Source organism: Ancylobacter vacuolatus (assembly GCF_030813595.1).
GTDB lineage: Bacteria > Pseudomonadota > Alphaproteobacteria > Rhizobiales > Xanthobacteraceae > Ancylobacter > Ancylobacter vacuolatus.
Genome location: NZ_JAUSUH010000001.1, coordinates 258,933 through 270,747 on the forward strand (window position 1 = coordinate 258,933; position 11,815 = coordinate 270,747).

Annotated in this window: 15 protein-coding genes and 3 tRNA genes; 9 read left to right on the plus strand and 9 right to left on the minus strand. The window is 66.2% G+C overall.

Annotated features, from left to right (window positions below):
• The first annotated feature begins 27 nt into the window (after positions 1-27).
• Positions 28-1,269 carry an ammonium transporter gene (locus J2S76_RS01190; RefSeq protein WP_307056755.1) on the plus strand — a complete coding sequence of 414 codons (1,242 nt, stop codon included), beginning with the start codon at positions 28-30 and terminating at the stop codon, positions 1,267-1,269.
• A 104-nt stretch (positions 1,270-1,373) separates the two neighbouring features.
• Here the strand turns inward: J2S76_RS01190 and J2S76_RS01195 are convergent, their stop codons facing one another.
• The 6 genes from J2S76_RS01195 to J2S76_RS01220 all read right to left on the minus strand — a co-directional run bounded on the left by J2S76_RS01195 (position 1,374) and on the right by J2S76_RS01220 (position 6,156).
• On the minus strand, positions 1,374-1,565 hold the full coding sequence (locus J2S76_RS01195; protein ID WP_307056757.1) for a hypothetical protein: 192 nt from the start codon (positions 1,563-1,565) through the stop codon (positions 1,374-1,376).
• Positions 1,566-1,619: 54 nt separating this feature from the next.
• Positions 1,620-2,498, minus strand: a complete 879-nt coding sequence (locus tag J2S76_RS01200) for an efflux RND transporter periplasmic adaptor subunit (protein ID WP_307056758.1) — start codon at positions 2,496-2,498, stop codon at positions 1,620-1,622.
• Entirely contained in the window at positions 2,495-2,728 is a 234-nt protein-coding gene (locus tag J2S76_RS01205; protein WP_307056760.1) for a DUF1656 domain-containing protein, read from the minus strand. The genes J2S76_RS01200 and J2S76_RS01205 overlap by 4 nt, the downstream gene beginning before the upstream one ends.
• The gene (locus J2S76_RS01210) at positions 2,725-4,821 is read right to left on the minus strand and encodes an FUSC family protein (RefSeq protein WP_307056761.1); all 2,097 of its coding nucleotides are present in this window, start codon (positions 4,819-4,821) and stop codon (positions 2,725-2,727) included. The genes J2S76_RS01205 and J2S76_RS01210 overlap by 4 nt, the downstream gene beginning before the upstream one ends.
• 539 nt (positions 4,822-5,360) lie before the next feature.
• Positions 5,361-5,435: transfer RNA gene (locus J2S76_RS01215), tRNA-Glu, on the minus strand.
• A 298-nt stretch (positions 5,436-5,733) separates the two neighbouring features.
• A complete protein-coding gene (locus J2S76_RS01220) occupies positions 5,734-6,156 on the minus strand; it encodes a VOC family protein (protein WP_018390864.1) in 423 nt (140 codons plus the stop codon).
• Between the two features lie 54 nt (positions 6,157-6,210).
• On the opposite strand from J2S76_RS01220, the gene J2S76_RS01225 reads away from it, so the two are divergent.
• The 4 genes from J2S76_RS01225 to J2S76_RS01240 all read left to right on the plus strand — a co-directional run bounded on the left by J2S76_RS01225 (position 6,211) and on the right by J2S76_RS01240 (position 8,936).
• A complete protein-coding gene (locus J2S76_RS01225) occupies positions 6,211-6,978 on the plus strand; it encodes an SIR2 family NAD-dependent protein deacylase (RefSeq protein WP_307056764.1) in 768 nt (255 codons plus the stop codon).
• A 128-nt stretch (positions 6,979-7,106) separates the two neighbouring features.
• Positions 7,107-7,709 (plus strand): cold-shock protein, encoded by a 603-nt coding sequence (locus J2S76_RS01230; RefSeq protein WP_307056766.1) that lies wholly within the window; start codon positions 7,107-7,109, stop codon positions 7,707-7,709.
• 82 nt (positions 7,710-7,791) lie between these two features.
• Positions 7,792-8,325, plus strand: a complete 534-nt coding sequence (locus J2S76_RS01235) for a DUF192 domain-containing protein (RefSeq protein ID WP_307056768.1) — start codon at positions 7,792-7,794, stop codon at positions 8,323-8,325.
• A gap of 170 nt (positions 8,326-8,495) precedes the next feature.
• Positions 8,496-8,936: a PPC domain-containing DNA-binding protein gene (locus J2S76_RS01240; RefSeq protein ID WP_307056770.1), complete on the plus strand. Its 441-nt coding sequence runs from the start codon at positions 8,496-8,498 to the stop codon at positions 8,934-8,936.
• Between the two features lie 16 nt (positions 8,937-8,952).
• Here the strand turns inward: J2S76_RS01240 and J2S76_RS01245 are convergent.
• From J2S76_RS01245 to rpsU, 3 genes are all read right to left on the minus strand, one after another.
• A tRNA-Pro gene (locus J2S76_RS01245) sits at positions 8,953-9,029 on the minus strand.
• A gap of 154 nt (positions 9,030-9,183) precedes the next feature.
• Positions 9,184-9,441 carry a hypothetical protein gene (locus J2S76_RS01250; protein ID WP_307056771.1) on the minus strand — a complete coding sequence of 86 codons (258 nt, stop codon included), beginning with the start codon at positions 9,439-9,441 and terminating at the stop codon, positions 9,184-9,186.
• A 62-nt stretch (positions 9,442-9,503) separates the two neighbouring features.
• On the minus strand, positions 9,504-9,785 hold the full coding sequence (gene rpsU / locus J2S76_RS01255; RefSeq protein ID WP_307057701.1) for a 30S ribosomal protein S21: 282 nt from the start codon (positions 9,783-9,785) through the stop codon (positions 9,504-9,506).
• A gap of 416 nt (positions 9,786-10,201) precedes the next feature.
• Between rpsU and J2S76_RS01260 the strand changes: the two genes are divergently transcribed.
• The 4 genes from J2S76_RS01260 to J2S76_RS01275 all read left to right on the plus strand — a co-directional run bounded on the left by J2S76_RS01260 (position 10,202) and on the right by J2S76_RS01275 (position 11,731).
• Positions 10,202-10,507 carry an ETC complex I subunit gene (locus J2S76_RS01260; RefSeq protein ID WP_018390943.1) on the plus strand — a complete coding sequence of 102 codons (306 nt, stop codon included), beginning with the start codon at positions 10,202-10,204 and terminating at the stop codon, positions 10,505-10,507.
• Positions 10,508-10,531: 24 nt separating this feature from the next.
• Positions 10,532-10,608: transfer RNA gene (locus J2S76_RS01265), tRNA-Arg, on the plus strand.
• Between the two features lie 88 nt (positions 10,609-10,696).
• Complete coding sequence (locus tag J2S76_RS01270) at positions 10,697-11,281, plus strand: nucleoside 2-deoxyribosyltransferase (protein WP_307056774.1); 585 nt, start codon at positions 10,697-10,699, stop codon at positions 11,279-11,281.
• A 165-nt stretch (positions 11,282-11,446) separates the two neighbouring features.
• Positions 11,447-11,731, plus strand: coding sequence for a hypothetical protein (locus J2S76_RS01275; RefSeq protein ID WP_307056776.1), 285 nt, complete (start codon positions 11,447-11,449; stop codon positions 11,729-11,731).
• The last annotated feature ends 84 nt before the right edge of the window (positions 11,732-11,815 follow it).

An 11,815-nucleotide genomic window follows, 5' to 3' on the forward strand; every position in this document is an offset into this window, starting at 1 on the left:
ACGCACCTCCAGGAAAGGGGAAATGGAATGCAAGCAATCAACGCAGGCGATACCGCCTTCATTCTCCTGTGCACCGCGCTGGTGTGCATGATGACCCCGGCACTAGCGCTGTTCTATGGCGGCCTTGTGCGGCAGCGGGACATGTTGTCGATCATGATCCAGAACTTCATCTGCATGGGGGTGGTTGGGCTGATCTGGGTGTTCGGGGGCTTCAGCCTCGCCTTCGGACCGGATATTGGCGGCGTCATCGGCAGCATCGTGCCCTATTTCGGCATGTACCATGTCGGCATAGAGCCGAATCCCGAATACGCGCCCAACGTGCCCTTCATCATGGTGTTTGCCTACCAGATGATGTTTGCCATCATCACCCCGGCGCTGATGACCGGCGCTTTTGTCGGTCGTTTCCGCTTTGGCGCCTATCTATGCTTCATCGCCCTCTGGACCATCGTCGTCTACCTGCCGGCCGCGCACTGGATCTGGGGCGGCGGGTTCCTGGCCAAGCTTGGTGTGGTGGACTTCGCGGGCGGTATCGTCATCCATACGGCGGCGGGCTTCTCGGCGTTGGCGACGGCGAAATATCTCGGCAAGCGCAAACTGCCGGCGGGCGTTTCTGAATCCGAGCCCGCCAGCCTGCCGCTGGTTGCGCTCGGCGCCGGCCTTCTCTGGTTCGGCTGGTTCGGCTTCAATGCCGGCGGTGCCTATGCGGCAGATGCGCTCGCCGCCTACGCCTTCACCAACACTATGCTTGCCGGCTCCATCGCCATGCTGGTGTGGATGTTCTGGGAGTGGCGGGAGCGAGGGCGCGCCTCGTTCTCGGGCATCCTCGTCGGCGCGGTGACCGGCCTTGCGACGATCACCCCGGCCGCCGGCTATGTGGAGCCGATGGCGGCGCTGCTGATCGGCGCGGTCGGGGCGACCTGCTGCTACTTCGCCAAATATGTGCAGCAATGGCTGAAGGTGGACGACACACTTGAGGTTTGGCGCGCGCACGGCGTCGGCGGCATGACCGGCGCGATCCTGATCGGCGTTACCGCGAGTTCCCACATCAATTCGGTGACGGCGGGGATCGGCCAGCTCGGCGTGCAACTGCTCGCCGTGGTGATCGTCGCAACCTACGCCTCGGCTGTGACGTTCATCCTGCTGAAGGTGCTGGACGTCTTCGGCGTGCTCCGCGTGTCGGACGACATCCAGATGAAGGGGCTCGACGAGACCCTGTATGGCGAGGACGCCTACAACCTTTGGAACATGGATCGCACATTGCCGAAGTAACCATCTGGTCGGAAGTGGCGATCCGGGTCGGCTCGCCACTTCCATCGGTCACCGGCGCATGGCTGCCACCGGGCTCTGGAGAGCCTGTCCAGCACGGGGGGCGGTCATGCCGGATAGGCGGAGCGAGCCCGCGCGGCCTTCAGCCCGGTGACCGTCGCGTTAAGCGTGATGTCCTTGGCCACGTCGATCATCGCGATGAAGGCCCCGTGGGCATTGAGCCACGAACCACGCGCCTTGCCCTGCCACCGGGTCGTGTGCTCAGCGTCCAGTCGCGCCCAAACGATGGCGCTCGCCACACGGATGCCAAACGGCGCCGCCGCAGACGGGCCCACGCTGGGGCCGCCAGCGCTCTAGCGCGTTTCCCGAGCCGGCTTTATGACCACCGTGGCCGACATACCGGCGGCGAGGCGGACATTCGGCGGCACCGCCTCCAGCTTGATCCGCACCGGAAGGCGCTGAGCCAGGCGGATCCAGCTGAACTGCGGATCGACGCGCGCCAGCAGGCCCGCCGCATCATCAGGATTGGCGATCGCGCGGGCGAGCCCCTCGACCACACCGTCCAGCACCACGCTGCCGGCCATCAGCTCCACCTGCGCCGGCGCGCCCTCTTTGATCTGCGGGACTTTGGTCTCCTGAAAGTAGCCATAGACATAGAACGAATCCGAATCGACCAGCGCCATCACGCCCTGTCCGGCGGTGGCGTAGTCGCCCGCGACGGCGGTGAGATTGGTCACATAGCCGCTCACCGCTGCATGCACGCGGCTGCGGCGCATGTTGATTTCGGCGATGGTGAGCTCGGCCTGTGCGACGTGAAACGCCGCTTCGGCTTCCGCCGCCGTCGTCTGCATGCGCTCCCCGGTCTCGGCGGAGAAGCCGGGGCTGTCTTCGCGCTGCAAGGTGAGAAAGCGCCTGGCGTTCTCCTGTGCGAGGCTCAGCGCCGCCGCCTTCATCGTGACGTTGGCCTTGGCGAGGTTCAGCGCAGCATGAAACCGCTCGGGGTCGATCTCGAAAAGCAGATCGCCTTTTTCGACCGCCTGGTTGTCGCGCACATGGATGGTGCTGATCAGCCCCGACACGTCAGGAGCGACCTGCAGGACATCGGCGAGCACCCGCGCATCACGTGTCCAGGGCGACAGGAGGTAGTAGTTCCAGAACTGCCACCCGGCGAAGGAGGCAAGGGCGACGAAGGCGGTCGTCACTGCCGCCCGGATCAGCTTGCCCGCGTTCATGCCGGACCTCCTGTTAGCTGCGGCAGCCCGACGCTCAACCCGACCAGCACGATCACATAGAGCGCGGCGTCGAACAGAGGACGATGCCAGACGACATCATAGAAACCGCACCACTGCGCCAGCCGGCTCAGGGCGAGGAAGGGAATGAACGCCGCCAACGCCCAGAACAGGACCGGCGGCAGGTAGAAGCCGAAGAAATCGAACGTATGAAACAGCGGATTCCAGGTCATAGAAGGCGTCCGTCGAGGCTGGCAAAATCGCGGAAGGCGTGATCGCGCATGAGGCGATCCTCGAGAAAACGCAGGCAGGTCGCAGCCTCCACCACAAGGCCAGCGGCGCGGGAGCCCGGCCGGCAATCGTCGGCCTCCAGTGCCAACCACATCCCTGCCAAGGCGTCTCGCGCCGCGTCGGGCGGCACGGTTCCCGAGGGTGCGGCTTCCGAGGGTGCCGAGGACGGCCATGCCGCGAAGAGCGCGGCCAGACGCTGGAGGCCGCCCTCGATCGCCCGGCGCGCGGGTTCAGGCAGTGACGGGTCGGTTGCCACCTGCCTCAGCCGGCCGAGCTCGCGGGCGCTCGAAGCGCAGGCGAGCAGTCCGCGCAGCAGGCGGTCATGCCCGGCCCGCGCCAGCGAAAGCTGCGGCAGCAGCGCACCGAGAAGATGGGTGATTTCGCGGGCGACCTGCGAGGGCGCCCGCTCGCCATTTGCGGCTTGCGGAAGCAGGACGCACAGCGTGTGGCGCACAGCCCTGCGGCGGGGGCCCCGGGCGGTCGCCGGCACGAGGCGCGCCACCATCAGGCAGACAAACATGCCGAACACCAGACCGAAGCAGAAATTGGCGAAGGTCAGCGGATCCGGCGTGAAGACATTCCCCGTCGCGGCGGCGGCGACATAGAAAATGGTGAACGTTCCCGCCGACCGGGCGTAGCCCGGCGTGCCGATCAACAGGCCGGCCGGCAGCAGCACAAGAAAGAGGAAGGCCGCCAGCGTCTGGAAGCCTTCAAGCCAGGGGTAGATGAAGGCGATGGTGAAATAGGCGCAGAAGCAGGCGGCGACCACGGCCCGCAGATAGGGCCAGCCGAGCCGGGCTGGATCATCGGTGTTCACGCACTGATAGTTCATGAGGGCGAGCCCGGTGATGCCGGCAATGCCCTGATCCCATTGCGTCGCATGCCAGAAAGCGCAGAAGATCATCAGCGCCAGCGCGGCGCGTGTTCCCTGCAGCAGGGCTGTCGGGTGAGAGGACGCTGCCGCGGCGTGGCGCGGCGTGGACCGCTGGCGGCTGTGCCGGAAGACGGCCTGTTGGGCGAGAAGGAGCAGCGACAGGTCGCGCAGCATCCCGGTCGCCTGCCGGCAGACCAGGATGGCGTCAGCTCGGGCGCCGAGCGGGAGGCCATCGCTCATCCCTTGAATGCTTCGGGCGAGCCCGGCCAACTGTCGGCGAACGCCCGTGAGATCAGCGCGCACGCGCGCGGGATCGCCCGGCATGGCGGGGTCGGCGCCGATGCGGCCCAACGCCAGGATCGTCGGCTCAAGCGCGGCGGTCAGCGGTTCAGGCAGAGCCGTGCCCCCCTCCTGCAGGGCGGCGAGGCGCAGATGGAGCCCCCGCGCGGCGGCAAGCACAGCGAGGAACTCCCGCGTGACCTCGTCCATCGCGGCAGCGTCCGCCCGCATCTCCGGGGCCTCGAACCGCGTGTAGGAACGCAGTGCGTCAAATTTGACCAGCTGGGGAAGGATCGTCCTACGCTCGTCGATCAAGGCCTGTCCGCCAGTCGCGGCCCGCAGGGACAAAGCGCAATGATCGGCAAGTGCGCGGAAGGTGCTGGCCATAAGCCCCCGCAGCTGCGTGCCGGCGTGATCGGGCAGCACCAGCGCGCCGGCCAGAGTGGCGCAGGCGATGCCGATGCTGATCTCGCTCACCCGATCCACGGCGACGAGCCAGGCGCCGCCGGGGTTCGCCGCACCCTGAAAAGTGACCAGCAGCCCGGTAAAGCCCGCCAGCATGAAGCCATAGGCGGTGAAGTTGCTCGCCCGCGCGGCGCCGTAATAACAGGCGAACACCCAGACCATCGCGCTCCCGACCAGAAGCAGCGGATCCTGGGAGAACAGCTTGACGGCTGTCAGCGCGTAGGCCGACGCGGCAATCGTGCCGAGAAACCGGAATGACCCCTTGGCCAGCGCTGCGCCTGTCGAAGACTGGGTCAGCAGGTAGACCGTGAGTATGGCCCATTGCGGTTCCTGAAGTTCCAGCCAGTAAGCAATAGCCAGCGCCGCGATGGCGGCGGCAGCGAGGCGGGAGGCGAAGACAATGTTGCGCCAGGACAAGTTGAATAGAATGTCGGACTGCCTTACGGTAATAAGCTCTTCGATCAATAGATCCTAGCCACCTATGCGGCGGATTATCAGCATTTTCTCGACCAAGAGTACTGACGAGTGTTAATAGATCAATCTATTGATCCGAAACTGTTGAAATTCACCCAACCTGCTCGGAAGCGTAACAGATTCTAGGGCAAAATTCAACTTGACTTGTCGATCTGCGGGGTAATCAAAATGTGGCCTCTCGCTCGTCAACGGCCACGGTATGCAGGCAACGCGACGCAGAGGCGTGGTCGAAAGCTCAGCCATTTTTATGGGCGCCATTGGCCTTGTTGTGGGTATGGGTAACGGTCAGGCTCGTGCGTACAATTCGCACCCCCGTGTCAGTCCAGCTCGTCGAATGAAAGCGCGTGAGGGGCGCTGAGTCGTTCCGCCGCAGGCGAAGCGCTCCCGTTGAGGTTCATCTTTGGTGTTCAGCTGGGGTCCACGGCCGCTTTGTGTCAGTGATTATCTAACGAAATCAATGACATGCGGGAGCATAGAAAGCCTGGCGCGCCCTAGGGGAGTCGAACCCCTCTCTCCACCGTGAAAGGGTGGCGTCCTAACCGATAGACGAAGGGCGCGCAGGCCGGGGCCTTATAGGGTGACGCGCGGCGGCGCGCAAGATGGCCCGATGGGCGTCATCCACAGGCATGGCGCCCAAGCGCCCGAAATGCCTTCGCCCAACGCGAATGCGCGTGCCGGGGAGCCGGCGACGGGGAGGGCGGCGGCGCGAAGCCTCGTGCCGCTGGCGACGCGGCGCCAGCAGGCAAGGCCAAGAAACCTTCGCCTAGCGGGCAGAGGCCGGGTCGGACCAAGTCGCGCCGCCTCGCGCCGCCCGCGGGGCCGGCAAGGCGTGCCGGCCCCGGGCTCAAGGCCGCGTCACCACTTGCCGGTATTGGCCATCGACGCCCAGGGCTCCAGCGGCGGCAGCGCGTCGCCCTTCTGCAGCAGCTCGATCGAGATGTTGTCGGGCGAGCGGACAAAGGCCATGCGGCCGTCGCGCGGCGGGCGGTTGATGGTCACGCCGCCATCCTGCAGCTTCTGGCAAGCGGCATAGATGTCGTCGACCTCGAAGGCGAGATGGCCGAAATTACGCCCCTCGCCATAGGGTTCCGGGTCCCAATTATAGGTCAGCTCCACTTCGGCGACGCCTTGCTGGCCGGGAGCGGCGAGGAAGATCAGCGTGAAGCGCCCTTGCGGCGATTCCTTGCGCCGCACCTCGGTGAGCCCCAGCTTGTTGCAGTAGAAATCCAGCGAGGCGTCGATATCGGTGACGCGCACCATGGTGTGAAGGTACTTCATGAGTCCTCTCAAAGGCTGCCGCCGGGGTGTCCGCGGATCGGGTGAGCGCAACATATGATGAGTGGCGATGACATCAAGGCGGCGGCCGCCGAGCTTGCCGCCGTACTGGCCGACATGCGGGCCGGGGTTGCCTTCACCGGCGCGGGAATCTCCACCGAATGCGGCATTCCCGATTTCCGCTCGCCCGGCGGGCTGTGGTCCCGTAACCGGCCGATCGACTACCAGGATTTCCTCGCCAGCCGGGAGATGCGGGCCGAGGCCTGGCGGCGGCGCTTCGCTCTGGAGCCCGCGCTTGGCGGAGCAAAGCCTGGGCGTGGACACCGGGCGTTGTCGACGCTCGCGGGTGAGGGCCGTCTGCGGGGCATCATCACCCAGAACATTGACGGCCTGCACCAGGCCTCGGGCGTCGCCGAGGGGCAACTGGTCGAGCTGCATGGCAACAGCACCTACGCCACCTGCCTCGACTGCGGCACCCGCTATGAACTGGACTGGGTCCGCGCCCGTTTCGAAGCCGGGCAGGGGCGGGCGCCGGACTGCGCGGCCTGCGCGGGCCCGGTCAAGAGTGCGACCATTTCCTTTGGCCAACCGATGCCGGCGGCGGCGATGGCGCGGGCCGCGGCACTTAGCGGCGCCTGCGATGTCTTCCTCGTTCTCGGTTCCTCGCTGGTGGTATGGCCGGCGGCCGGCTTTCCCGTGCAGGCCAAGCGCGCCGGCGCCACCCTCGTCATCCTCAATCGCGAACCGACCGAGCTCGACGATCTGGCCGACCTCGTCATCCATGCCGATATTGGCGATGTGTTCGAGGCGGCAATGGCCCGGTGACGGGACGGGAATCGCGTGGCGAATCAATTTGGGTGTTTTCGTGACCGCAGCGGGTGCTATGCTTCGGCCTCGGAATCATGGTTTTCGCCAGCTGGGGCGAAAAAGGTTTTCCTGGAGGTAGGCAGCCGATGGTGTCGGACGGGTCTCTGCCACGCACGGGAACGGGCTCTCGCGACGAGCTGGATCAGGACGCCGAGGGCCGCGAGCGCCAGGATGGCAACGTCCTCCAGATCGCCGGCAGCATCAAATGGTTCGACCTGTCCAAGGGCTACGGCTTCGTCGTCCCCGATGATGGCAGCGGCGACGTGATGCTGCATGTCACCTGCCTGCGGCGCGGCGGCTTCACGACGGCACAGGAAGGCGCTCGGGTCGTGTGCGAGGTGGTGGCGCGCGAGCGCGGCTTCCAGGCGCTGCGCGTGCTCTCCATGGACGAGACCACCGCCGTGCATCACTCGCAGCTGCCGCAGGCGCGCACCCATGTGACCGTCCAGCCGGTCGGCGGCTTCGAGCGGGCCTGGGTGAAGTGGTTCAACCGGCTGCGCGGCTTCGGCTTCCTCTCGCGCGGCGAGGGCACCGAGGACATTTTCGTCCATATGGAGACGCTGCGTCGCCACGGCCTGGCGGAGCTGCGGCCGGGGCAGATCGTGCTGGTGCGCTTCGGGCCGGGACCGAAAGGCCTTATGGCTGCCGAAGTGCGGCCCGATGGTGCTGCAACTCCCTCGTCTCACTAGGGAAGGCGCCCGGCGGCGTCGCGCTTGTCCCGGCAGCAAGAATTTCGACAGCAAGAATCCCTAGAGCATGAGTTTAGCCAGCATGACATTCAATCGCACGGTATCCGCCTTCGTCGCGGCGGGCCGGCAGCCGCGCGGTATCCGGCAGGGATGCCGATACGGCCTCGGGCTGGCCCTTGCGGCCCTGCTGTTAGCGAGCCAGCTTCTGGTCGCGAGCCTTGTGCCGGCCGGGGCCAATGTCGAGCAGCTCACTATCCTTACCAAGGCGGGCCCGCTCGGGGTCGAGATCGAGATGGCGGTCACGCCCGCCCAGCGCTCCAAGGGCCTGATGTACCGGACCGAACTCGCGCCCAATTCCGGCATGCTGTTCGATTTCGGCGTTGATCAGCCGATCTCCATGTGGATGAAGAACACCTATATCCCGCTCGACATGCTGTTCATTCGCTCCGACGGGCGCATTGCCAGCATCGCCACCGACACGGTGCCGTTGTCCACGGCGACGATCTCGTCCGGCGTGCCGGTCAAGGCGGTGCTGGAATTGCCCGCCGGCACGGTGCGCGCCAAGGGCATCGCCGTCGGCGACCGAATCGAGCACCGCCTGTTCGGCGGCGGCTAGAGCGCGATCCGATCAAATCGAAGCAATCCGATCGGTAAATCGCCCACTAACTCCAAGAGTGAGAACGCATTAGCCGGTTCGCTTCCGATACGAGCTGATCGGCGCGTGCTCCAGACGGAACGGGGAGGGTGCTCATCCGTTGGTGCAGACCGCACCAACAGGAGGCGCCCATGGCCATCATCAAGAAACTCGCGGACGCAGGTGAGCTTCGCACATTCGCGGTCATATTGGAGACCGGCGAGGAAGCGATGGCGGCGTTGCAGGACTTCGCACGCGTCGAGGGATTAACCGGCGCCCATCTGTCCGCCATCGGCGCCTTCAGTCACGGCGTCATCAGCTATTTCGACTGGGAGGCGAAGGCGTATCGGGACATTCCGGTCGACGAGCAGGTGGAAGTGGCCTCGCTCGCGGGCGATGTGGCGCTGAACCCGGACGGCACGCCGGCGGTGCATGTGCATGTGGTGCTTGGCCGGCGAGACGGCAGCGCCCTGGCCGGCCATCTCTCCAAGGGCTTTGTCCGCCCCACGCTGGAAATCATCGTCACCGAGACGCCGGCCCATCTGCGCAAACAGATCGACCCGCAAAGCGGGCTGGCGCTGATTCGCCACTAAGGGTCGGGATCAAGGCTGGTCGGGGCAGCAGGATTCGAACCTGCGACCTGAAGTACCCAAAACTTCCGCGCTACCGGGCTGCGCTATGCCCCGACACCTTGAACGCCCGCATGAACGGGCAACGTCTTCGCGCCCGCTTGGGCCGGGCCGCTGTCAGATGGCACAGAAGCATCCCGGTCGGCAAGATGCGGCGGGCGGAAGGCCCGCGCCACAGGGGACGCCGGCCCACCGCTCCAGGCTGGATCGACTATCGCGCGGAGGCGACCTTGCGCTTGGCGGCTGCGCTCGGCTTGGCAGCTACAGGCTTGGCGGCGGCCGCTGCGCGCTCGGAGGCTTCCTTCGCCAGCCGCGCCGCCCGAAGCTGGGCGGTCTTGACCTCCCGCCGGGCGACTTCCTGGTGAATCGTCTCCATGGCGGCGCGCGAGATCGCCTCGGCCTTGGTTTCCAGCCGGCTCAGCGCCGGCTTGGAGACGGGAAGGGCGGTGGCGGGCAAGTTATGGCTCATGGGTCGATTCCTTTTGATGTCGTCAGGCACGGTCTCAAGGCGCGTGAGGTCGCAGCGCGAGATTAGTCGGCCGAAGGCGCCTGCGGCGCCGCCGGGCGGGCGAAGGCCGGGCGGGTTGAAGGCTTCTTCTTCGGGGCGGCGATCAGCCCCTCACGAACCGCCTGCTTGCGCGCCACCTTGCGCGCGCGACGAACGGCTTCGCCTGCTTCGCGGTTGCGACGCTCGGAGGGTTTCTCATAGGCGCGGCGCGCCCGCATCTCCCGGAAAATGCCTTCGCGCTGCATCTTCCGCTTCAGAACCTTCAACGCCTGGTCAACATTGTTATCGCGTACGAGAACCTGCAAATCCTGTCCAATCCTATGGTCGAGTCGAATGGTAAAAATCGCCATCGCGAACGACGACGTTGTTCTTATATAGGACGAGAGACAGAAAAAGTCAGGGGGCTCTACGCCCCGACATGCGCGAGCGCGCTCCCTCTGAGCGCCAGAATGGGCCGCGATCCGGCCTCGGATGCTCTCGCTGCGGCGCCGAATTGCCTTCGCGCATCCGCGAATGCTGCCACGTAACCCCTGGGGTGCCGGCGCCCCGGGCGAAGACGCTGCGAGGTCGCGCGGCCGCCGGGAGCGGCGGATGGGGAAGCGGGCGCAGGGCCATTGCCAGAACGTAGCGACCGCCTTAATCAGGGCGGGCGAAGCGCCTGGCCCGCTTGGACGCTGGCGCACGGCGCGGCGGGAGCGGCGAGGCAAGGGAGCGAGGGGAAATGGTCGCACGTATCTACAAGCCGACCCGGACCGCCATGCAGTCCGGCAACGCACGAACCAAGCTGTGGGTGCTCGACTACGAGCCCGAGCAGCCGCGCCTTGTCGAGCCGCTGATGGGCTATACCAGCTCCGGCGACATGAAGAGCCAGCTGCGCCTGCGCTTCGACACCAAGGAAGAGGCCGTGGCCTATGCCGAGCGGCATGGCATCGCCTACCAGCTGCAGGAGCCGCAGGAAGCGGCCCGGCGCCGCATGGCCTATTCCGACAATTTCAGCTTCCGCCGCATCGGCCAGTGGACCCACTGACCGCCCTGCCGGCGGGCACAGGCGGGCCGCGTAGCTCAGCTGGATAGAGCAGCCGCCTTCTAAGCGGCAGGTCGCTGGTTCGAGCCCAGCCGCGGTCGCCATCCCTTGCTGCTAGCAGGCCGGGTCGGCATGCTTGCGCGGCAAGGGCGGGCGAGGCTAAGCCTGCTTCGCCTGTTCCGCGAGTTTCCCATGCCCCCCCTTCTTCGCCTCTACCTCGCCGGGCCCGACGTGTTCCGGCCGGATGCCTCAGCCCAAGGCGCGCGGCTTGCTGCCATCTGTGCCCGCGCGGGCGCGCAGGGTCTGTTTCCCCTGCATGAAGAGGGCGTCGATATCCGCAGGGCCTGCATCGACATGATCGACGCGGCCGACGCGCTGGTGGCCAACATCACCCCGTTTCGCGGCGTCCATATGGACCCCGGCACCGCGTTCGAGATCGGCTATGCCGAGGCGCGCGGCAAGCCGGTGTTCCTGTGGTCGGCCGACCGCCGCCCGCTCATCGAACGCAACCCACCCGTGGCCGATGGCCGGGACGGGGAGGGCCATCTGGTGGAGGACTGGGGCAAGCCGGAGAACCTGATGATCGTGCCCGATGGGCGCACGGTCTGGTCGTCGCCCGAGGAGGCGGTGGCCGAGGCGGTGTCGGCGCTGGGCTTCACGGCAAAGAACCGCGAGCTGCAGCGCCGCACGCGGCGATCGGTGGTGATCGCAGTCGCCGTGAGCCTGGCCGCCGCGCTGCTGGCGGGCAGCCTCGCGGACTGGTTGGTCGGCTGGTAGCCGAGGGCGGGCGCCACGCATTCGCCGGCCGACATCTTTGGCTTATGCATCCGCTCCAAGATGTGGACGGAACCTTTTTCTGCATTGCGCCGTTGTCTGTCCGAACGGATCGGAGCTCATGCTCTGATCCAGAAGCAAAAGCTTTCAGACGACGGAGATGACATCATGCGCAAGTTCATTCTTGCCTCTGCTACTCTGGGCATCCTCACTGCCGGCGGCGTCGGCGCCGCTTTCGCCGACCAGCCTGCCTATCGCGGCCAGGTCTATGAGGGGCGCAACGCCTATATGGGCGAGCGCTATTATGGCGGCCCGGACTATGCCCCGCAGTATCGTACCGCGCCGCTCGGCCCGGCCTATGGCTATGAGCCGTCCTATGCCGACCCGTGGGTCATGCGCGGCGATCAGGCGATCATCAACCAGGAGCGTGCGAACAAGCGCAGCGAGCGCTGATTTCGCAACCGAATTCCTGATCGGAGCGGGCGAGCCTTGGGCTCGCCCGTTTTCGTTTGTATAGGCTCCGGCTTGACGGGCGAC